19 protein-coding genes are annotated in these 19821 nt (G+C 64.7%); 11 read left to right on the forward strand and 8 right to left on the reverse strand.

The genetic code is table 11. From position 1 onward, the window contains the following. Positions 1 to 46 precede the first annotated feature (46 nt). From LL253_RS07495 to purE, 4 genes are all read right to left on the reverse strand, one after another. Complete coding sequence (locus tag LL253_RS07495) at positions 47 to 973, reverse strand: bifunctional riboflavin kinase/FAD synthetase (RefSeq protein WP_228226764.1); 927 nt, start codon at positions 971 to 973, stop codon at positions 47 to 49. A gap of 70 nt (positions 974 to 1043) precedes the next feature. Continuing rightward, a complete protein-coding gene (locus tag LL253_RS07500; RefSeq protein WP_009821556.1) occupies positions 1044 to 1532 on the reverse strand; it encodes a dihydrofolate reductase in 489 nt (162 codons plus the stop codon). Next, a complete protein-coding gene (locus LL253_RS07505) occupies positions 1529 to 2599 on the reverse strand; it encodes a 5-(carboxyamino)imidazole ribonucleotide synthase (RefSeq protein ID WP_009821555.1) in 1071 nt (356 codons plus the stop codon). Before LL253_RS07505 ends, LL253_RS07500 begins: the two co-directional genes overlap by 4 nt. Before the next feature lie 22 nt (positions 2600 to 2621). Beyond that, on the reverse strand, positions 2622 to 3107 hold the full coding sequence (gene purE / locus LL253_RS07510) for a 5-(carboxyamino)imidazole ribonucleotide mutase (protein WP_009821554.1): 486 nt from the start codon (positions 3105 to 3107) through the stop codon (positions 2622 to 2624). Positions 3108 to 3291: 184 nt separating this feature from the next. Between purE and LL253_RS07515 the strand changes: the two genes are divergently transcribed. Beyond that, positions 3292 to 4188, forward strand: a complete 897-nt coding sequence (locus LL253_RS07515; protein WP_228226765.1) for a S1 family peptidase — start codon at positions 3292 to 3294, stop codon at positions 4186 to 4188. Between the two features lie 6 nt (positions 4189 to 4194). On the opposite strand, the gene gpmA is transcribed toward LL253_RS07515, so the two are convergent. Next, positions 4195 to 4881, reverse strand: coding sequence for a 2,3-diphosphoglycerate-dependent phosphoglycerate mutase (gene gpmA / locus LL253_RS07520; RefSeq protein ID WP_228226766.1), 687 nt, complete (start codon positions 4879 to 4881; stop codon positions 4195 to 4197). Positions 4882 to 5049: 168 nt separating this feature from the next. Between gpmA and sppA the strand changes: the two genes are divergently transcribed. The 6 genes from sppA (at position 5050) to purQ (ending at position 12325) form a co-directional block, all read left to right on the forward strand. Continuing rightward, on the forward strand, positions 5050 to 6933 hold the full coding sequence (gene sppA, locus LL253_RS07525) for a signal peptide peptidase SppA (RefSeq protein WP_228226767.1): 1884 nt from the start codon (positions 5050 to 5052) through the stop codon (positions 6931 to 6933). A gap of 109 nt (positions 6934 to 7042) precedes the next feature. Continuing rightward, the gene (gene wecC, locus LL253_RS07530) at positions 7043 to 8338 is read left to right on the forward strand and encodes a UDP-N-acetyl-D-mannosamine dehydrogenase (RefSeq protein ID WP_228226768.1); all 1296 of its coding nucleotides are present in this window, start codon (positions 7043 to 7045) and stop codon (positions 8336 to 8338) included. 123 nt (positions 8339 to 8461) lie between these two features. Further along, complete coding sequence (locus tag LL253_RS07535; RefSeq protein WP_228226769.1) at positions 8462 to 9163, forward strand: polysaccharide biosynthesis/export family protein; 702 nt, start codon at positions 8462 to 8464, stop codon at positions 9161 to 9163. Between the two features lie 2 nt (positions 9164 to 9165). Then, entirely contained in the window at positions 9166 to 11289 is a 2124-nt protein-coding gene (locus LL253_RS07540) for a GumC family protein (protein ID WP_228226770.1), read from the forward strand. Positions 11290 to 11413: 124 nt separating this feature from the next. Continuing rightward, entirely contained in the window at positions 11414 to 11647 is a 234-nt protein-coding gene (gene purS, locus LL253_RS07545; RefSeq protein ID WP_009821548.1) for a phosphoribosylformylglycinamidine synthase subunit PurS, read from the forward strand. Between the two features lie 3 nt (positions 11648 to 11650). After that, a complete protein-coding gene (gene purQ / locus LL253_RS07550) occupies positions 11651 to 12325 on the forward strand; it encodes a phosphoribosylformylglycinamidine synthase subunit PurQ (RefSeq protein ID WP_009821547.1) in 675 nt (224 codons plus the stop codon). A 38-nt stretch (positions 12326 to 12363) separates the two neighbouring features. On the opposite strand, the gene wecB is transcribed toward purQ, so the two are convergent. Beyond that, positions 12364 to 13476 carry a non-hydrolyzing UDP-N-acetylglucosamine 2-epimerase gene (wecB, locus tag LL253_RS07555; RefSeq protein ID WP_323133406.1) on the reverse strand — a complete coding sequence of 371 codons (1113 nt, stop codon included), beginning with the start codon at positions 13474 to 13476 and terminating at the stop codon, positions 12364 to 12366. Positions 13477 to 13644: 168 nt separating this feature from the next. Between wecB and LL253_RS07560 the strand changes: the two genes are divergently transcribed. Together LL253_RS07560 and LL253_RS19770 are read left to right on the forward strand one after the other, a co-directional pair. After that, positions 13645 to 14964 (forward strand): UDP-glucose dehydrogenase family protein, encoded by a 1320-nt coding sequence (locus LL253_RS07560; RefSeq protein WP_228226772.1) that lies wholly within the window; start codon positions 13645 to 13647, stop codon positions 14962 to 14964. Then, entirely contained in the window at positions 14964 to 15086 is a 123-nt protein-coding gene (locus tag LL253_RS19770) for a hypothetical protein (protein ID WP_266100906.1), read from the forward strand. Before LL253_RS07560 ends, LL253_RS19770 begins: the two co-directional genes overlap by 1 nt. 3 nt (positions 15087 to 15089) lie before the next feature. Here the strand turns inward: LL253_RS19770 and LL253_RS07565 are convergent, their stop codons facing one another. Then, positions 15090 to 15938, reverse strand: a complete 849-nt coding sequence (locus LL253_RS07565) for an ABC transporter permease (protein ID WP_228220549.1) — start codon at positions 15936 to 15938, stop codon at positions 15090 to 15092. Positions 15939 to 16056: 118 nt separating this feature from the next. Here LL253_RS07565 and LL253_RS07570 point away from each other — a divergent pair, with 118 nt between their 5' ends. Continuing rightward, positions 16057 to 16755, forward strand: a complete 699-nt coding sequence (locus LL253_RS07570) for a GcrA family cell cycle regulator (RefSeq protein ID WP_228226773.1) — start codon at positions 16057 to 16059, stop codon at positions 16753 to 16755. Positions 16756 to 16824: 69 nt separating this feature from the next. On the opposite strand, the gene LL253_RS07575 is transcribed toward LL253_RS07570, so the two are convergent. After that, the gene (locus LL253_RS07575) at positions 16825 to 17664 is read right to left on the reverse strand and encodes an outer membrane protein (RefSeq protein ID WP_228226774.1); all 840 of its coding nucleotides are present in this window, start codon (positions 17662 to 17664) and stop codon (positions 16825 to 16827) included. 156 nt (positions 17665 to 17820) lie between these two features. On the opposite strand from LL253_RS07575, the gene parE reads away from it, so the two are divergent. Next, positions 17821 to 19797: a DNA topoisomerase IV subunit B gene (gene parE, locus LL253_RS07580; RefSeq protein WP_228226775.1), complete on the forward strand. Its 1977-nt coding sequence runs from the start codon at positions 17821 to 17823 to the stop codon at positions 19795 to 19797. The last annotated feature ends 24 nt before the right edge of the window (positions 19798 to 19821 follow it).

Raw genomic sequence — 19821 nt, forward strand, 5'->3', positions numbered from 1 at the left:
CGACACACTCGAACCGAACGGAGGTTGAGCAGATCAGGGCCGTGCCCTACGCGAGCATGGGCGTTCCCGCAAGGATTTGCCGCGCGTCGGCGCAGTCCTGGGCAATGCCGGCGGTCAGCGCGTCCAGCCCGTCATATTTGCGCTCGCCATGCAGATAGCGGATCAACTGCACCTCCACCTCCTGGCCATAGAGGCTTTCGGCAAAATCGAAGAAATGCGGCTCCAGCAATTCCTTGGGCGGATCGAAACTGGGGCGGATGCCCAGATTCGCCGCCCCGTCCAGCACCCGCCCATCGGGCAGGATGCCGCGCACCGCATAAATGCCATAGGCCGGTCGCAGATACGGCCCCATGTCGATATTGGCGGTGGGAAAGCCGATCGTGCGGCCCAGCTTGTCGCCATGCTGCACCACGCCCCGGATCGCGAAAGGCCGGGTCAACAGCCGGCACGCCGTCTCGCAGTCGCCCGCGCGCAGCGCCTCACGCACGCGGGTGGAGGAAATGATGCCCTGCGCATCGCTGACCGGCCCCACCGCTTGCGCCGACAGTCCCAGCGCTGCGAAGCTGTCGACCGTACCGCTGCGCGCGCGGCCGAAGGTGAAATCCTCCCCCGTCACGACGGCGGTGACGCCCATATCCTCACTAAGCAGCCGGACATAATCCGCCGGCTCCAGTGCCGCGAGCGCCGGCGTGAAATCGAACACCATCATCGCGTCCGCCCCCGCACGGGCGAACAATGCCTCCCGCTGATCCAGCGTGGTCAGACGAAAGCTGGGCGTATCGGGCCGGAACAGCCGCATGGGATGCGGATCGAACGTCGCGACGATCGCCGGCCGTCCCTCGGCCTTCGCGCGCGCGATCGCGCGTCCGACTACCGCCTGATGCCCGGCATGAAAGCCATCGAAATTGCCGAGCGCCATGACGCTCCCGCGCAAATGCGGCGGGACCGGGGCGCTGCTGGAAAGCCGCTCCATGCGCCGCGCTATAGGGACAGGACGAAAAACTGGCAATGGAGGCGGATTGCGCACTCATTCGCCCCCGCCATCAGTGCGCGCGCCGCTCGAACGTCACGAAGCTGTAGGCGGGGCGGCCATCCACAGCGGCGTGATCGGCCCGCGCCGTTTCGCGCCAATCCGCCGCATCGGGATAGGCGATGCTCGTGTCGCCGTCCGCGTCCAGATGCACTTCGGTCAGTTCGATCCGGTCCGCGATTGGCAGGACCTGGCGATATATCTCCGCGCCGCCAATGACCATCAGGCTCGCCGCCTGCGCCAGTGCGATCGCCCCGTCCACATCATGGGCTACCTCCGCCCCCTCGGCCCGCCACGTTCGGTCGCGGGTCAGCACGATATGACGGCGGCCCGGCAGCAATCCGGGCAGGCTGTCGAACGTCTTGCGCCCCATCAGCATCGGGTGGCCCGCCGTGATTGCCTTGAAATGCTTCAAATCCGCCGGCAACCGCCAGGGCAGGTCGCCGTCCCGGCCAATCACGCCGTTGTCGGCGCGGGCGAGGACAAGGATGATCTTGCTCACAGCGCCAGCCGAGTCACATGCCCCATCTTGCGGCCAGGGCGCGCCTCATGCTTGCCATAAAGATGCAGATGGTTGGCCGGATCGCGCAGAATATCGGCCCACGCCGCCACATCGTCACCGATCAGGTTGCGCATCTCGACGCGCGGCGCGGCCAGACCCGTTTCGCCCAGCGGCAGGCCGCAAATGGCGCGCACATGATTTTCAAACTGGCTCGTCACCGCGCCTTCGATGGTCCAATGGCCGCTATTATGGACGCGCGGCGCCATCTCGTTGAAGACCGGGCCGTCGGCGCTCGCGAAAAATTCCAGTGTCAGCACGCCGACATAGTCCAGCGCATCGGCCACCTGCTTGGCCAGCGCGCGTGCCTGTTCGACCTGCCCCTCGATCAGCGGCCCGGCCGGCGCGGTCGATGTCGACAATATGCCGTCCACATGGACATTGGCCGGCGAATCCCAGAATCGCACTGCGCCGTCCGCGCCGCGAACCAAGATGACGGAAAATTCCTCGGCAAAGGTCACGAACCCTTCCAGGATCGCGCTCTGCCGGCCGATCGCGTTCCACGCGCCCACCGCATCGCCCGGCTCGGCCAGGCGCGCCTGCCCCTTGCCGTCATAGCCCATGCGATTGGTCTTCAGGATCGCGCGGCTGCCTATCGTCTCGACCGCCGATTCCAGATCGTCCAGGCTTTCCACCGGCGCGAAGGGCGCGGTCAGCCCGCCAAGATCGCAGACGAACCGCTTTTCCGCCAGCCGGTCCTGCGCCACGCGCAGCGCCTGCGCGCCCGGTCGCACAAGCCCATGACGCGCCAGCGTGTCGACGGCGGACGGGTCGATATTCTCGAACTCATAGGTGACGACATCGACGCTGTCGGCGAAGGCGGACAGGGCGGCGGCATCCTCATAGGCGCCGTGCGTCCAGTTGGGCGATACGTCGGCGGCCGGCCCGCTGTCTTCGGGTGCGAAAATATGGGTGCGATAGCCCAGTTGCGCCGCGGCGACGGCGATCATCCGGCCCAGCTGGCCGCCGCCAAGGATGCCGATGGTGGAACCGGGCGGGATGATCGTCATGGCGGTCCTGTTCTGATTCTTGTCAGTCTTCGACGGTATCGGCGACGGATTGCGTCTGCCGCGCGCGCCAATCGTCCAGCCGCTGCGCCAACGCAGCGTCGCCCGTCGCCAGGATCGCCGCCGCCAGCAGGCCCGCATTGATAGCGCCGGGCTTGCCGATCGCCAGCGTGCCGACTGGAATGCCGCCGGGCATCTGGACGATCGACAGCAGCGAGTCCATGCCCTTCAATGCCTTGGATTCGACCGGCACGCCCAACACCGGCAGGCGTGTCATCGCCGCCGCCATGCCGGGCAGATGCGCCGCCCCGCCCGCGCCCGCGATGATGACCTTCAGCCCCCGCGCCGCCGCGCCGCTGGCATAATCATACAGCCGCTGCGGCGTGCGGTGCGCCGACACCACCTTGCATTCATGCGCGACGCCCAGCGCCTCCAGCGTCTCGGCCGCATGCCGCATCGTGTCCCAATCGGAACGGGACCCCATGATGATGCCGACGTCGATAGCGCTCATGACCGTGCTGATGTCCCCTGATGGCGCGGAAAGCAAAGCCCCTTAGCGGCCGTACCGTCAGGGGGCAATGTGAGATTTCTCTCGTCGCGCGGCCATACATTTTTAGACCCATAAACGCCTAAACTTCATTAAGTAGAAATGTTTTATTGCTCTGAAATTTATCCTAACGACCGAGGCAATCGACATGTCGAAAGATCGAGTTTTTGGCATCGTAAAAGGTGACCCAACGGAAAACGCTCCAGCGGGAATGGCCGTATCATTCAACTTCCAACGCTATCTTCACGATGAAGGAAATCGATCTGGCGAGGTCGCAGATTGGGGCTATTTCGGAAGTTCGCTTATTGCCATCATATTCAGTGGGCCAGATGGCCAAGCATCAGAAGGCTGCGCGGTGCTCGTTTCTCCGGGAATCGCAATATCAGCTAAACACATATTTGAAGACCGTCTGGACGAATTGAGAAACTCAAATATAACCGTACAAGGCGTTTCAATATTAGAAAATGATGATTTACTCATATGGGATATTTTAGAATTCAGTGCTAGCGATTCTGACATCGCGATACTTAGATTAAGACTCCGCTCTGATTTTCCGGCAGAAGGCATATCGTGCGTCGAGATGACGACAAGAACGCCTGTAATAGGCGAGCAAATCATGTTTGCCGGTTTGAGAAGTCCAACGCACGTAGCTCATGGCGAGCCCGTTGGATTGCAACTTCGAGTAGGAATCGGGGAAACGTCGGCGATTTACCCTGAGGGGCGGGATCGGGTCATGATCCCACATGCCTGCATAGAAGTTAAGTGTCTTACAATCGGGGGGATGAGTGGTGGGCCGGTATTTGACAAAAACGGACATCTTCTTGGCATTCTCACGTCTTCAATCGAAGACGAACAAGGGCCATCCTATTGCTCGCTTTGGCTTCCAATGGCCACTCACGCAATCACTGAGGTCTGGTTGAAAGGTTCCGTACCCGTCCCCACCAATCTGCTGAATTTAGCCAACGCCAGATTAGCAAAAATTATCGGATTGGAAGCTGTGAAGGTAAATATAGACGGTTCATTCGAATGGGCAGTCTGGCATTGAATTCTTCTACCTCTCCGACAGATAATAGCGGTCGGTGGCGGTCAGGTCGTCTGCCAGCTCATAGACGATCGGCTGACCGGTCGGGATTTCCAGGCCCGTAATCTCGTCGTCGGAAATGCCCGACAGATGCTTGACCAGCGCCCGCAGCGAATTGCCGTGGGCGGAAATCAGCACCCGCTTGCCGGCTTTCAGGTCCGGTGCGATCACCGATTCCCAATAGGGCAGGACGCGCGCGATCGTGTCCTTCAAGGATTCGGTCGATGGAATCGCGATGTCCGCGTAGCGGCGGTCGCCCGACAGGTCGAACGCGCTGCCCGCTTCCATCACCGGGGGCGGAATATCGAAGCTGCGGCGCCAGATCTTCACCTGCTCATCGCCATGCTTCTCCGCCGTCTCCGCCTTGTTAAGGCCGGTCAGACCGCCATAATGGCGTTCATTGAGCCGCCAGTCCTTCTCGACCGGCAGCCACAGTCGCCCCATTTCCTCCAGCGCCAGATTCAGCGTCTTGATCGCGCGGGTCTGGAGCGAGGTGTAGCACTGGTCAAAGTCCAGCCCCTTTTCCGCCATCAACCTTCCGGCCGCGCGCGCTTCCTCAACGCCCTTTTCGGTCACGTCCACGTCCCACCAGCCAGTGAAGCGGTTTTCCAGGTTCCAGGCGGACTGGCCATGGCGGATAAGGACGAGGGTGGGCATGGGACGCATCTCCTGCACGACAGCGGCGAATGATGCGCTTTCCCATAACGGGCAAAATCGTGCGCGCAAGCTTGTCGCGGGCGACACATGCCCCACATTGCAGCGCAAGCGTTGATGCGATAGCGCCAGAAGCACAGATCGCGGGTTTAGACATGAGGAGCAGCCGACTTGGCATTTGTGAAGGGCGCATGGCGCATAGTGGTCGCGATCAAGGACGGTCTCGTCCTCCTGTTCCTGCTGCTCTTCTTCGGCGCGCTCTATACCGCCCTGTCCTATTCGCCCAAGCCGGCCAAGTCGGTGAGCACCGGCGCGCTGCTGCTGGAACTTAACGGCACGGTCGTTGAACAGCCCGCCGAAATCAGCCCGACCGCGCTGTTGAGCGGCGGCGCGCCTGAGGCCAGGGAATATCGCCTGTCCGACATCGTCACCGCGCTGGAAGCGGCCAAAGGCGATGCGAAGGTCAAGGCGGTGGTCCTCAACCTCGACGGGTTTCTGGGCGGCGGTCAGGTCGCGCTCGGCCGTATCGGCGCGGCGCTCGATGCTGTGCGCGCGGCGAAGAAGCCTGTGCTCGCCTACGCTACGCTCTACAGCGACGACAGCTATCAACTCGCCGCCCATGCCAGCGAAGTGTGGACCGATCCGCTCGGCGGCGTGGCGATCATGGGCCGGGGTGGCTCCAACCTCTATTATAAGGGGCTGATCGACAAGCTGGGGGTCAACACCCATGTCTATCGCGTCGGCACCTACAAGAGCTTCGTCGAACCCTTCATCCGCACCGAACAATCGCCCGAAGCGCGCCAGGCCAATCAGGCGCTGGCCGAGGCGCTGTGGCAGCAATGGCAGGATGATGTAGCCAAGGCGCGCCCCCGCGCCAGGATCGCGGCCTATGCCGGCGATCCCGCCGCCGCTGCCCGCGCCGCCAATGGCGATATTGCCAAGGCCGCGCTCTCCGCTGGCCTGGTGGACAAGCTGGGTGACGCCACCGCTTTTGCCGATCATGTCGCGGACATTGCCGGGGATTCGGCGGCCGGTGATGCCACCGGCTTTGCCGCCATCGACCTGCGCTCCTATGTGAAGGCCCGCGCACCCGCCAACAACGGGCAGATCGGCGTGCTGACGGTCGCGGGGGACATCGTCGATGGCGAAGCCGGCCCCGGCACCGCTGCGGGCGACACGATTTCCGACCTGCTGCTGAGCGCGCTCGATAAGGGCAATCTCAAGGCACTGGTCGTCCGCGTCGATTCGCCGGGCGGGTCGGTCATGGCGTCGGAAAAGATCCGCAGCGCCATCATGCAGGCGAAGGAGGATGGCCTGCCCGTCGTCGTGTCGATGGCCAATGTCGCGGCCAGCGGCGGCTATTGGGTCTCGACACCAGGCGATGTCATCTTTGCCGAGCCGGACACCATCACCGGCTCCATCGGCGTCTTCGGCATCCTGCCCAGCTTTGAAGGCACGCTGGCGAAAATGGGCATTACCACCGATGGCGTGCGCACCACGCCCTTGTCGGGTCAGCCCGACTTGGCCGGCGGCACCACGCCCGAATTCGACCAGATCATGCAATTGGGCGTTGAGGATATCTATCGCCGCTTCGTCGGCCTCGTCGCCCAATCGCGCAAAAAGACGCCGGAACAGATCGACCGTATCGCGCAGGGTCGCGTCTGGGACGGCGGCACCGCGCGCCAGCTTGGTCTGGTCGACCGGTTCGGCGGGCTGGAGGATGCGATTGCCGAAGCGGCCCGCCGCGCAAAGGTCGATCCGGCAAAGGCACGCGCCTTCCGCATCGAAAAGCAGCCCGACAAATGGGCCGAATGGTTGCAGGAATTCGCTGAACGGGAAAGCGACGACGCCACCGCCCCGCGCGACATGCTGGCGCGTCAGGCCTGGCTCCAGCGCGGCTGGGCGTTGCAGGCGGTCAGCGACGTGCGCGGGCTCGTGTCGGGCGCGGGGGTGCGCGCGGACTGCCTGGAATGTCGCGGCTATGGCGCGCCCCGTCCGCGCCAGGCGGCGGACGACCATGGCATGATGGCGATGCTGGCGACGCTCTGGCGCTGATGGCCGTGGTAGGGCGCGTCTCCGCCCTGCCCTTGCCATTACCGAATTCTTCAGCAATTTCGGCCAAAAGCCGCTAATCATTGCCGTTGAACAGGGGATTTGCCGCTCCATGCCCGTCGATACCAAGCAAAAGGTTTCCGTTATCGGCCTTGGCTATATCGGCCTGCCGACCGCAGCGCTGATCGCGCGCGGCGGGTGCCAGGTGGTGGGCATCGACGTCTCGCCCCATGTCGTGGAAACCGTCAATTCCGGCCGCGTCCATATCGAGGAAGTCGATCTTGACGGGCTGGTGCAGGGCGTCGTCGCACGCGGCAATCTGCGCGCCAGCCTGACGGTGGAGGAAAGCGACGTCTTCATCATCGCCGTGCCGACCCCGGTGGCAGAGGATCGCGCGCCTGACATTTCCTATGTGCTCAAGGCCGCCCGCACGGTCGCCCCGGTGCTCAAGGCTGGCGATACGGTGATCCTCGAATCCACCTCGCCCGTCGGCACGACCGAAGCGATGCGCGACATTTTCGCGCAGCTGCGTCCCGACCTCAAAATGCCGGGCATGGGCGTGCAGGGCGACGTCGCCATCGCCTATTGTCCCGAACGCGTGCTGCCCGGCCGCATCCTGGTGGAGCTGATCGACAATGATCGCTGCATCGGCGGCATCACGCCGCGCTGCGCCCGCAAGGCGTTGGGCTTCTACCGCCAGTTCGTGCGCGGCGCCTGCATCACGACGACCGCCCGCGCGGCCGAAATGGTCAAGCTGGTCGAGAACAGCTTTCGGGACGTCAACATCGCCTTCGCCAATGAATTGTCCGTCATTGCCGACAATATGGACATCGACGTGTGGGAGGTGATCCGCCTCGCCAACCGGCATCCGCGCGTCAATATCCTCAATCCCGGCCCGGGCGTCGGTGGTCACTGCATCGCGGTCGATCCGTGGTTCATCGTCCATGGCGACCCGGAAAATGCTCGCATCATCCGCACCGCGCGCGAAGTGAATGACGGCAAGACCGATCATGTCGTAGCGAAGGCATCCGACCTGATCGACGATTTCGCTGGCGAGGACATCGCCTGCCTCGGCCTCGCCTTCAAGGCGAACATTGACGATTTCCGCGAAAGCCCGGCCGTGAAGGTCGCCGCGCGACTCGCCCGCCGCTATGGCCGCCGCATCAAGCTGGTCGAACCCTATGCCCGGGAACTGCCGATGGACTTCGCCGGCACGGGTGCAGAACTTATCGATCTCGATACGGCTCTGGAACAATGTGGCGTGTTCGTCATTCTGGTCGATCATGACATGTTCAAATCCGTCCCCGTCGACGAACGCGCCGACAAGGCTGTCTATGATACGCGGGGAATCTGGCCCGATCAGCCCCGCCGAGCGGCAGCGTCGACATCGGGGCGCATCGCGGTCTGAACAGGGCCGCGACGGCGCAGCCCGTCGCGCACGCGGTTGCCATTGCCCCGCCCCGCCGCTAACCCCCGCCAGGCACGATGTTTTTGCGCGTGCGAAAGCAACGGCCGATGGGGGACATGAGGCATGATGCGACAGCCTGCGCCGCGCGCGATCATGGCCGCCTTGTTGCTGGGCAGCGTCGCGGCCTGCGCCACCGTCGAGGATGCGCCGCGCGGGGATCAGGCTTATGCGGTCATTCCTCCGCCGCCTGCCGTCGGCATGGACTATCGCCTCTCCCCCGACGATGTGCTGCGCATCCGGGTCTATCATGAACCCGACCTGTCGCTGGAAGACGCACAGGTCGATGCGCAGGGCATGGTGCGGATGCCCCTGATTGGCGCGGTTCCGGTCGCGGGCCTGTCCGCCAGCGAAGCCGCCGACGTCATCGCCGGGCGTCTGGGCGAACGCTATCTCGTCTCGCCGCAGGTCAGCCTGTTCGTCAAGAAGGCGGTGGGCCGTCGCATCACGCTGGACGGCGAAATTCGCGAACCCGGCCTCTATCCGATCGATGGCCGCCTGACCCTGTCGCAGACAATTGCCCTTGGCAAAGGTCCGACACGCCTGGCCGACACGCGCCAGGTCGTGGTGATCCGCCGGCTCGATGGTCAGCGGCAGGCGGCGATGTTCGACCTGGGCGCTATCCGAAAGGGCGAAGCGGCCGACCCTGAAATCCTGCCGGGCGATCAGGTGATCGTCGGCCTGTCGCGCGCCAAGGCGATCCTTGGCGGCGCGCTCATTGCCGCGCCTGCGCTTGCCGCCGGCTTCATCGCGCTGGACGGAGACTGACCATGGCCGCCACCACGCCCCCTCTGCACGATCGCCCGGAACGCCTTGGCCTTGGCGCGCGGTTGACGCGCGGTCTGCGGGACTATGGGCTGCTGCTGCGCCGCCACCGGGTGATCCTGTTCGTCACCATGGCGCTCTGCCTGCTCGTGGCGCTGCTCTATATTCTCTTGTCCACCCCCGATTATCGCGCCACCGCCTCGGTCGAGGTGCAGGATGTGCCCGCAGGCGCGGCCGGCTCCGGCGTGCCACCGCGCCCCAGCACCGACGGCATCGAAACGGTGATGCAGACGCAGCTGGAAGTGCTGCGCAGCCGCGCTCTGGCGCAGGATGTCGCGCGCAGCCTTTCGCTGGTGGGCACCCCCACCTTCTTCCAGGGCATGGGCGTCAGCCGCCCGAAAGCCGGAGCCGGCGGCCAGAGCCAGCGCCAGGCCGAGCAGGAGCGCGTCATTGCCCTGCTGCGCGATCATCTGGAGGTCGAGCTACCGGGCAAGTCGCGGGTCATCCGCATCCATTTCGTCAGCGCCGATCCGGCGCTCTCGGCGAGAATCGCCAACGGCTATGCCGACAGCCTGATCCGCTCGGACCTGAAACGCGGCTTCCAGTCCGGTGTTCAGGCGCGGCGCTTCCTGCTGGGTGAGCTGGACGGCGCGCGGCGCGATCTGGAACGGGCGGAGCGCGAACTGGCGGTCTATGCCGCGCGCAACGGCGCACCGATCCCGCCTGGCGCGGACATGGACAGCGCATCCTCTGCAAATAGCCCCGCCGGACCATCGGGATCGGAAATCAACAGCCGGCTGGCGCAGTTGAACAGCCTGCGCGCCCAGGCGCTGGCCGATCGGATCGCGGCGCAGAAACGCTGGGAAAGCGCCCGCGCCGCCTCCACCGAAACCCTCCCCGAAGTGCTCGGCAACGGCGCGATGCAGGACTTGATGGCGCAGCGAGCGCAGGCGCGGGCCGAACTGGTCGAGGAACGGCAATTCCGCAAGGACGCCCATCCGCAAATGCGCGAAGCGCGCGCCCGGCTCGCCGCACTCGACGATCAGGCGCAGCAGATGGCTAATCGCATCCGCGCCTCGCTGCGACAGGACTATGACATCGCCCGGCGCGGCGAAAAGCAGATTGCCGACGAGATCGCCGATGTCGAACAGGATGCGCAGGCCGCGCGTGGCCGCAGCGTCCAGATGGGCATGTACGAACGCTCGGTCGAAACCTATCGCATGCTGCACGACAGCCTGCTCCAGCGTTATCGCGACATGGCCTCGCAAGCCGGCTTTCAGGCGGGCCGCATCCAGCCACTTGACCGCGCGTCCCCGCCCGACAGCCCCTTTTCACCCAAAGTCGGGGAAACAATGCTGTTCGCCGCGCTCGGCGGGTTGGCGCTCGGCCTGCTGCTGGTGGGCGCGCGTCACGCCTTTGACGATGCGGTGACATCGGCCGAAACGCTGGCGGAGCGGGTCGATCTGCCGCTGCTGGGCGCCGTGCCGGTCACGGGCGACAATCCCCAGCCGTCCGAAGTCTTCGCTCCCATCGCCCGCTCGCTGCTGCTCGCCTCCACCGGGGGCCTGCCGCGCTCCATCCTCGTCACCAGCGCGCAGGAAGGGGAAGGCAAGTCGCTGACCCTCAACGCCCTCGCCCGCGCGCTCGCCGCCCTCGACAAGACGGTGCTGGTAGTCGACGGCGACATGCGCCGTCCGGTCCAGCACGCCCTCTTCCGCGTCGCGCCCGGCAAGGGGATCAGCGAAGTGCTGACAGGTCAGGCGAACGCTGCCGACGCCGTCATCGCGACGGGCGTACCCGGCGTTTCGCTGCTGCCCTGCGGCGCGGTGCCACCCAACCCCACCGAATTGCTGGCCACCCCCGCGCTCGACGATCTGCTGGCATCGGTGCACGATCATTATGATACGATCCTGATCGACGCGCCGCCGATCCTGGGCCTCGGCGACACGCCGCTGCTCGCCACGCGCACGCAGGCGACCTTGATGGTCGTCGAATGGGGCCGCAACCATCATGGCGGGCTGCGCACGGCGGTCGATCGGCTCCGCCGCGCCGGCGGCGTCATCATCGGCGCGATCCTGACCAAGCAGCAGGGCCGCGCCTTCGACTATGATTATCATCGCGGCGACTAGGTCCGCGTCCCTTCGTCCCCCGACTCATAATGGCTTGCCTCGCGCGCGCACCGGGCCTAGGGGGTGCCGCATTATCGCCGCCGACCGCCGCGCGGCCCAGGTTGATCCCAAGGAGCAGCACGCCATGAAAGCCCGCATCTTCGTCACCCTCAAGGGCGGTGTCCTCGATCCGCAGGGCAAGGCGATCCATCACGCGCTCGAAGGCCTAGGCTTTGGCGGAGTCAATGATGTGCGCGCCGGCAAGCTGATTGAACTCGATCTGGCCGATGGCACCAGCGACGACGATATCGATGCCATGTGCCGCAAGCTGCTGGCCAACACGGTGATCGAAAATTATCGCATCGAAAAGGTGGCCTGAGCCATGAAAAGCGCCGTCATCGTCTTTCCCGGCAGCAATTGCGACCGCGACCTGGCGGTGGCGTTCGAAGCGGCCACCGGGGTCAAGCCCGCCATGATCTGGCACCGGGACACGGATCTGCCAGCCGACATCGACCTCATCGGCGTGCCCGGCGGCTTTTCCTATGGCGATTATCTGCGGTCCGGCGCCATGGCCGCGCGTTCGCCCGTCATGCAGGCGGTGGCGCAGGCGGCATCGCGCGGGGCCTTCGTGCTGGGCGTCTGCAACGGCTTTCAGGTGCTGACCGAAAGCGGCCTGCTGCCCGGCGCGCTGCTGCGCAATGCAGGCGGTCATTTCGTCTGCCGCGACGTGCCGCTGACCGTCGAAAATGCACAAAGCGCCTTCACCAGCCGCTATGCCGCCGGTGAAACCATCCGCTATCCCGTCGCCCATCATGACGGCAATTATTTCGCCGATGACGCCACGCTCGACCGGCTGGAGGGCGAAGGCCGCATCGCGCTGCGCTATGCCGAAAATATCAACGGGTCGGCCCGCAACATCGCTGGCATCCTCAACGATACGGGCAATGTGCTCGGCATGATGCCCCACCCCGAACGCGTCATCGAACCCGCCCATGGCTCGACCGATGGCAAGCGCCTGTTCGACGGCCTGGTCGAAGGATTGCTGGCCCGCGCCTGAGGTGCATTCTGCGACCGGGCATCAACCCGGCCGCCACATCACGCTCCGCTGATCACGGCCGCGATCCGCTCGGCCGCCCCGCCGTCGCCGAACGGGTTATGTGCCCGCGCCATCGCCTGATAGGCCGCGTCATCGTCCAGCAGCGCCAGCACCTCGTGCACGATCCGCTCGCGATCGGCGCCCACCAGCCGCGCCGTCCCCGCGTCGACGCCCTCGGGCCGCTCGGTCGTTTCGCGCATGACCAGCACCGGCTTGCCCAGTGACGGCGCTTCCTCCTGCACCCCGCCGCTGTCGGTCAGCACCAGATGGCTTATGTCCAGCAACCGCACGAAATGCGGATAATCCAGCGGCTCGATCATCGCCACATTGGGCAGGCCGCCCAGCACGGAATCCATGATCGGGCGGACATTGGGATTGGGATGAACCGGAAAGATCACCGCCACATCCGGCCGCGCGGCGATGTCGGCGATCGCGCGCGCGATCGATTCCATGCCGCCGCCGAAATTCTCGCGCCGGTGCGTCGTCACCGCCACGATCCGCCTGCCCGCAAAGCGCGCCGCCAGATCGTCCAGCCCCCGCGCCATGGCGGGCGTATCACGTACCCGGTCGCGCGTCGCCAGCAGCGCGTCGATCACCGTATTGCCGGTGACGTGGATGGAGGCAGGATCGCGGCTTTCCTTCATCAACGCATCGGCCGCTGCCTGCGTCGGGGCGAAATTCATGTCAGCGATGCAGGCGACCACCCGCCGGTTCACCTCTTCGGGCCAGGGATGGTGAATGTCGCCGCTGCGCAGCCCCGCTTCGACATGCGCGACCGGAATCTTGCGATAATAGGCCGCCAGGCTCGCCACCATCGTCGTCAGCGTGTCGCCATGCACCACCACGCGATCGGGCTTTTCCGCATCAAAGGCCTTGCCCAGTTCGACGATCAGCTTCGCCGTCAGCCCGTCCAGCGTCTGGTTTGGCACCATCACGTCCAGGTCAATGTCCGGCACGATGCCGGCAATTTCCAGCACCTGATCCAGCAGCCCGCGATGCTGCGCGGTCACGATCACCCGCGTATCAATGCCCTTGCGCCTTTGCAGCGCATGGACGACGGGGAACATCTTGATCGCTTCGGGCCGCGTCCCGAACACAATGGCCACCTTCACATCTCGCTCCCTCATCATTCCCTGCACCGCCTGTCGCAGAAATTGGTATACAGCCGCTGAACATCTTGTGTATTTCCGCGCTGCAATGCAGCAAGCGGCACGGGCGACAATCTGTGGAATAGTCGCGCTGCTTGGTCTTATTCTCAAGGGTGGAGCGGGGAAGATCGCATGAAAATCACGATGATCGGCACGGGTTATGTAGGCCTTGTGTCGGGGGCCTGTTTTGCGGATTTCGGGCATGACGTTGTGTGCGTCGACAAGGATGCGGGCAAGATTGCGGCGATCGAATCCGGCCGCATGCCGATCTTCGAGCCGGGGCTGGACCAGCTGGTGGGCAGCAACGCGGCGGCCGGTCGCCTGACCTTCACCACCGACCTTGCCGCCGGGGTCAAGGGCGCGGACGCGATCTTCATCGCGGTCGGCACGCCTTCGCGCCGGGGCGACGGGCATGCGGACCTGTCCTATGTCTATGCTGCGGCGCGGGAAATCGTCGGCGCGCTCGATGGTCCGGCGGTCATCGTCACCAAGTCGACCGTGCCCGTGGGCACCGGTGACGAGGTCGAGCGGATCGCGCGCGAACTGCGCCCTGATCTCGACATTCAGTGCGTCTCCAACCCCGAATTCCTGCGCGAAGGCGCGGCGATCGGCGACTTCAAGCGGCCCGACCGCGTCGTCGTGGGCACCACCGGCTCTGAGCGCGCGATCGCGGTGATGAGCCAGGTCTACCGACCGCTCAACCTCAACCAGGCGCCGCTGATGTTCACCGGCCGCCGCACCGCCGAACTCATCAAATATGCCGCCAACGCCTTCCTCGCGACCAAGATCACCTTCATCAACGAGATGGCGGACCTGTGCGAGGCGGTGGGCGCGGAAGTGCAGGACGTGTCGCGCGGCATCGGCCTCGACAATCGCATCGGCGGCAAGTTCCTGCACGCTGGCCCCGGCTATGGCGGCTCCTGCTTCCCCAAGGATACGCTCGCGCTGGTCAAGACGGGCCAGGATCATGACGCGCCGATCCGCATCGTGGAAACGGTGGTGCAGGTCAACGACCTGCGCAAGCGCGCCATGGGCCGCAAGATCGTCAAGGCCTTGGGCGGCGACGCGCGCGGCAAGAAAGTCGCGCTTTTGGGCCTCACCTTCAAACCCAACACCGACGACATGCGCGACGCCCCCAGCCTCGCCATCGTCCAGGCGTTGGAGGATGCCGGCGCGACCATCGTCGCCTATGATCCCGAAGGCATGGAGGTCGCCGCGCCGATGATGCCATCCGTCACGATGGCGAGCGACGCCTATGAGGCCGCCGACGGCGCCGACGCGCTGGTACTGGTCACCGAATGGGACATTTTCCGCGCGCTGGACCTGAAACGCATCGCCGCCGCCATGGCCGGCAAGGCGCTCATCGACTTGCGCAACATCTACCCCCTCGCCGAAGCCCAGGACGCCGGCTTCACCCTCACCCGCGTCGGCGCAAGCGGGGCGACGGCCTGATGCGCCTGCCGCAGGATGGGGAGGCGTCCGATCGCTCTCCCCGCCTGCATCACTGGCTGCTGGCCGCGGCGATCCTGATCATCCTCATGCTGGCCGGGCCGTTGTTCGCGGCCTTCATCTGACGATCAGGCCTTGATCTTCCAGCCGCGCCGCAACAGCGTATAGCACAGCCCGCCGAACAGCAGGTTCAGCCCCAGCAGCACCGCGCTGCCCACCACCACATTGGTGTCGGCCGCCGCGACGAAGCCATAGCGGAAGCCGGAGATGATGTAGAAAAACGGATTGGCATGGCTGACGCCCTGGAAAAAGGCGGGCAGCCGGTCGATCGAATAGAAGGTGCCCGACAGCAGCGCCAGCGGCCCGATTACGAAATTGGTGATCGCAGCGCCATGGTCGAACTTCTCCGCCCAGATGGAGGTCAGCACCCCCAGAAACGCGATGAAACTGGTGCCGAGCAAGCCGAACCACAGTACCGCCCACAGATGCGCGGGCGTCACATGCACGCCCGGCCACGCTGCCATCGCCAGCCATAGGGCGCAGCCCACGAACACCGCGCGCGTCACTGAAGACGCCGCCAACGCGAACAGCAATTCGCCCACCGAAATCGGCGGCATCAGATAGTCGACCAGCGTTCCCTGCACCTTGCCGACCATCAACGAAAAGCTGGCATTGGCAAAGCAGGCGTTGATCATGCCCATGATGATGAGGCCGGGCGCGATGAAATCAGCAAAGGCCACCGCCTCGCCGCGCAGCGAAACCGTCCGTCCGCTTCCCCCCAGCGCAACGATGAAGATGATGAGGAACATCAAGGTCGTGATCGCAGGCGCCCACACCGTCTGCAACTGCACCTTCAGGAACCGGCGCACCTCCTTGCGGTACAGCGCCCAGGTCCCGGCCCAGTTCACGTTGCGGATCTGCGGCACGCCCGGCTCGGCAAAGGGCGAGTCGGCGGCAATTTTGGGCTGGTCGTTCATGGTGGGATCGACTATCGGCTGGTCCGTTGTGCTGCAAGGGTTCAGGTCCAAAGGATTTGAACCTGATGCGCGGGCTTCCCATATGGGGAGTGATCCCAAATCTGTAAGGAGTTTTTCATTGTCCTGGACTGACGAGCGCATCGACCAGCTCAAGGCGATGTGGGAACGCGGCCTGACCGCCAGCCAGATTGCCGAGGAACTGGGCGGCGTCAGCCGCAACGCGGTGATCGGCAAGGCGCATCGCCTCGGCCTGCAGTCCCGCCCGTCCCCGGTGAAGGCGAACGAGGCGCCCAAGCGTGCCGCCGCGCCTGCCCGCAAGCCCACGCCCGCCGCGCCTGAAGCCGAAACGCCCCGCGCCGCCGCGCCGGTTTCCGCCCCGCCACCGCCGCCACGCCCGGCGGCCGCACCTGCTGCGCCCGCCGCCCCGCCTGCTGCGCCGGCAGCCGATGCCGCATCGGACGCGCCCACGCCCGCGCCGCAGCCTCGCATCATCTCCGTCGGTCCTGGCGGCTTCCTGCGTCAGGGTCCGGGCGATCAGCAGGCGCCGATCCCGCCCGCGCCGCCACGCCGCCTGGTGCCTGCCAAGCCCAGCCCGGAAATCGCCGACAAGACCAGCCTGCTCGACCTCACTGAGCGGATCTGCAAATGGCCGATGGGCCATCCGGGCGAGCCCGACTTCCACTTCTGCGGCGAAGCGGTCAATCCTGGCTTCCCCTATTGCGTCGAACATTGCGGCCGCGCCTATCAGGCCCAGTTGCCGCGCGGCACGCGCCGCCCGCCGCCGCCCATGCCCTTTGGCGGGCCCCGCGTCCGCTGATACGACTTAATGCAAAAAGGGGCCGGTTCCGCCATGGAACCGGCCCCTTTTTTGTTGCTTGAGCTTACCTTAGAAACGGAAGCTGGTCGTCACCATCACGCTCTGCGTATCGAACTTGTCGCCGCGGTTGATGCTGGTGCCACCCGATGGCGTGATCAGAAACGGGTTGGTCGCGGGAGCGCTGCCGGCACCCACATCGACGCGATAATCATCGACATTGTAGCGGGTCCACAGATAGCGTGCGCCGATCGAGAAATTGTCCGAAACCTTCGCTTCGACACCGCCACCCATGGTCCAGCCCCAGCCGTCCTCGCTGCGGTTGTTCTCGGTGAAGCTGTTGGCGCCGTTGCTCGTGGTGAAATTGTTCTTCACCTTCGCATAGGCCAGACCACCAGTGATATAGGGCATGATGCCGCTTGGCGTCGTATAGCCCAGGCGCGCGCGCAGATTGCCGTTCCAGTCGATCTTGCGGCGCATCGTGTAGAAGGCGGGAGTCGTGGAAAATTCTGTCACCTTGTCGTCGACATAAGCTTTGCCAGCTTCGGCAACCACACCGGCGACGAAGCTGCCGAACTGCATGTCATAACCGACATGGCCCATCCAGGCGATCGCATCCTTGTCGTCATTGCAACCCGATGCAGGCGTCGGGCCGCGCGCTGCGCCGCCGCAGGTGCCCGGCGAAAAGGCGTTGGCACCGGTCGTCGTTGTCACAACGTCATTATAGTCGCCATCGGCGTCCGTATCGAACCGCAGATGTTCGCCGCCATCGCTCTTCTGCCAATTATAGCCAAACGATCCGCCAACATAGGGGCCGGTCCAATCCACCGCTCCGCTGTCCTGCGCCATCGCGGGCATCGACAGGCCGAGCGCCATCACTGCGCCAACCGGCGCCAGCATCTTGATTTTCATAAAATTTATCTCCTCGCCTGGGACAAGTCCCCTGTTCCGCGGTGCAAACGGATCATGATCTCAATTAGTTTCACGGCTCATCGTAACATATTGTTGCTGCGTCGCACCATGCCGTGCCGCTTGCACGCGCCGCCTGCCTGCCTATAGCTTGCTGTCATGTCCGATGACCTGTTTGCCGCCAGCCCCGTCCCGTCCACCGATTATGACGCCTCGACGATCGAGGTTCTGGAAGGGCTGGAGCCGGTCCGTCGCCGGCCGGGCATGTATATTGGCGGCACGGACGAACGCGCGCTGCACCATCTTGCCAGCGAAGTGCTCGACAACAGCATGGACGAGGCGGTCGCCGGCCACGCCACCCGCATCGAAGTGACGCTGGAACCGGGCAACCGGCTCACCATCACCGACAATGGCCGGGGCATCCCGGTAGACCCCCACCCCAAATTCCCGAACCAGTCGGCGCTGGAGGTCATCCTCACCACGCTCCATTCGGGCGGCAAGTTCGAGGGCAAAGCCTATGCCACCTCCGGCGGCCTGCACGGCGTCGGCATCTCGGTCGTCAATGCCCTGTCCACATCCACCGTGGTGGAGGTCGCCCGCAACAAGGAACTGTTCCGCCAGAGCTTCTCCCAGGGATTACCGCAAGGGCCGCTCGAAAAGGTCGGCGGCGCGCCCAACCGGCGCGGCACATCGGTCGCCTTCACCCCCGACACAGCGATCTTCGGCGAACAGAAATTTAAGCCCGCCCGCCTCTACCGCCTCGCCCGGTCCAAGGCCTATCTCTTCGCCGGGGTCGAAATCCGCTGGAAATGCGCGCCCGAAATCCTGTCGGACGACACGCCCGCCGAAGCCGTCTTTCAATTCCCCGGCGGCCTTGCCGATCATCTCAAGGAACAGGTCGGCGACCGCGAATGCGCCACCAGCGTCTTCTTTTCAGGCAATCAGGATTTTCCCGGCGACGCCGGCCGGGTCGAATGGGCTGTCGCTTGGCCACTCTGGTCGGACGGCAGCTACAGCTGGTATTGCAACACCATCCCCACGCCCGATGGCGGCACCCATGAAGCGGGCCTGCGCGCCGCGCTGGTCAAGGGTATCCGCGCCTTTGGCGATCTGGTCGGGCAGAAAAAGGCGAAGGACATCACCGCCGACGACATCATGACGTCATCGGAAATCATGCTCTCGGTCTTCATCCGCGACCCCCAGTTTCAAAGCCAGACCAAGGACCGCCTCACCAGCCCGGACGCCGCGCGCCTGGTTGAAAACGCCGTGCGCGATCATTTCGACCATTATCTGACCGACCATATGGACAGGGGCAAGGCGCTGCTGGCCTATGTGCTCGACCGCATGGACGAACGCCTGCGCCGCAAGCAGGAGAAAGAAGTCAAGCGCAAGACAGCGACCAACAGCCGCAAGTTGCGTCTGCCCGGCAAGCTCACCGATTGTTCGAACGACGACCCGGAAGGTGCTGAAATCTTTCTGGTCGAAGGGGACAGCGCCGGTGGTTCGGCGAAACAGGCGCGCGACCGCAAGACGCAGGCGATCCTGCCCCTGCGCGGCAAGATCCTGAACGTTGCGTCGGCCAACACCGCCAAGATTTTCGCCAATCAGGAAATCGCCGACATGATCCTGGCGCTGGGCTGCGGCATCCGCAAGGACTGCAATCCCGACAATCTGCGCTACGAACGCGTCGTGATCATGACCGACGCGGACGTCGATGGCGCGCATATCGCGACGCTGCTGATGACTTTCTTCTTCCAGGAAATGCCTGAACTGGTGCGGCGCGGCCATCTCTACCTTGCCCAGCCGCCGCTCTATCGCCTGACCGCGGGCGGCAAGAGCCTCTATGCCAAGGACGACGCGCATCGCGAGCAACTGCTCGCCAAGGAATTCAAAGGCAAGAAGGTCGATGTCAGCCGCTTCAAGGGGCTGGGCGAAATGAACCCGATGCAACTGCGCGAAACCACCATGGACCCCAAGACGCGCAGCCTCATCCGCATCACCCTGCCCGACGATGTCGAGGACAGGCAGCAGGTGCGCGATCTGGTCGACCGGCTGATGGGCACCAATCCCGCGCACCGCTTCGCCTTCATCCAGGAAAATGCCGCGGCAGTGGACGAAGAAGCCATCGACGCATGACAGCGCCAGCCGGTCGTTTCGAGC

The sequence above is a fragment of the Sphingobium soli genome (genome assembly GCF_020782245.1).
GTDB lineage: Bacteria > Pseudomonadota > Alphaproteobacteria > Sphingomonadales > Sphingomonadaceae > Sphingobium > Sphingobium soli.

Excerpts from the sequence above, each read along its gene's own strand:
- LL253_RS07495 (WP_228226764.1), bottom strand. The coding sequence starts at position 973 with ATGGAGCGGCTTTCCAGCAGCGCCCCGGTCCCGCCGCATTTGCGCGGG.
- LL253_RS07560 (WP_228226772.1), top strand. The coding sequence starts at position 13,645 with ATGAAAATCACGATGATCGGCACGGGTTATGTAGGCCTTGTGTCGGGG.
- LL253_RS19770 (WP_266100906.1), top strand. The coding sequence starts at position 14,964 with ATGCGCCTGCCGCAGGATGGGGAGGCGTCCGATCGCTCTCCCCGCCTG.
- gpmA (WP_228226766.1), bottom strand. The coding sequence starts at position 4,881 with ATGCCCACCCTCGTCCTTATCCGCCATGGCCAGTCCGCCTGGAACCTG.
- LL253_RS07565 (WP_228220549.1), bottom strand. The coding sequence starts at position 15,938 with ATGAACGACCAGCCCAAAATTGCCGCCGACTCGCCCTTTGCCGAGCCG.
- LL253_RS07535 (WP_228226769.1), top strand. The coding sequence starts at position 8,462 with ATGATGCGACAGCCTGCGCCGCGCGCGATCATGGCCGCCTTGTTGCTG.
- purS (WP_009821548.1), top strand. The coding sequence starts at position 11,414 with ATGAAAGCCCGCATCTTCGTCACCCTCAAGGGCGGTGTCCTCGATCCG.
- wecC (WP_228226768.1), top strand. The coding sequence starts at position 7,043 with ATGCCCGTCGATACCAAGCAAAAGGTTTCCGTTATCGGCCTTGGCTAT.
- parE (WP_228226775.1), top strand. The coding sequence starts at position 17,821 with ATGTCCGATGACCTGTTTGCCGCCAGCCCCGTCCCGTCCACCGATTAT.
- purQ (WP_009821547.1), top strand. The coding sequence starts at position 11,651 with ATGAAAAGCGCCGTCATCGTCTTTCCCGGCAGCAATTGCGACCGCGAC.
- LL253_RS07575 (WP_228226774.1), bottom strand. The coding sequence starts at position 17,664 with ATGAAAATCAAGATGCTGGCGCCGGTTGGCGCAGTGATGGCGCTCGGC.
- LL253_RS07540 (WP_228226770.1), top strand. The coding sequence starts at position 9,166 with ATGGCCGCCACCACGCCCCCTCTGCACGATCGCCCGGAACGCCTTGGC.
- purE (WP_009821554.1), bottom strand. The coding sequence starts at position 3,107 with ATGAGCGCTATCGACGTCGGCATCATCATGGGGTCCCGTTCCGATTGG.
- LL253_RS07505 (WP_009821555.1), bottom strand. The coding sequence starts at position 2,599 with ATGACGATCATCCCGCCCGGTTCCACCATCGGCATCCTTGGCGGCGGC.
- LL253_RS07515 (WP_228226765.1), top strand. The coding sequence starts at position 3,292 with ATGTCGAAAGATCGAGTTTTTGGCATCGTAAAAGGTGACCCAACGGAA.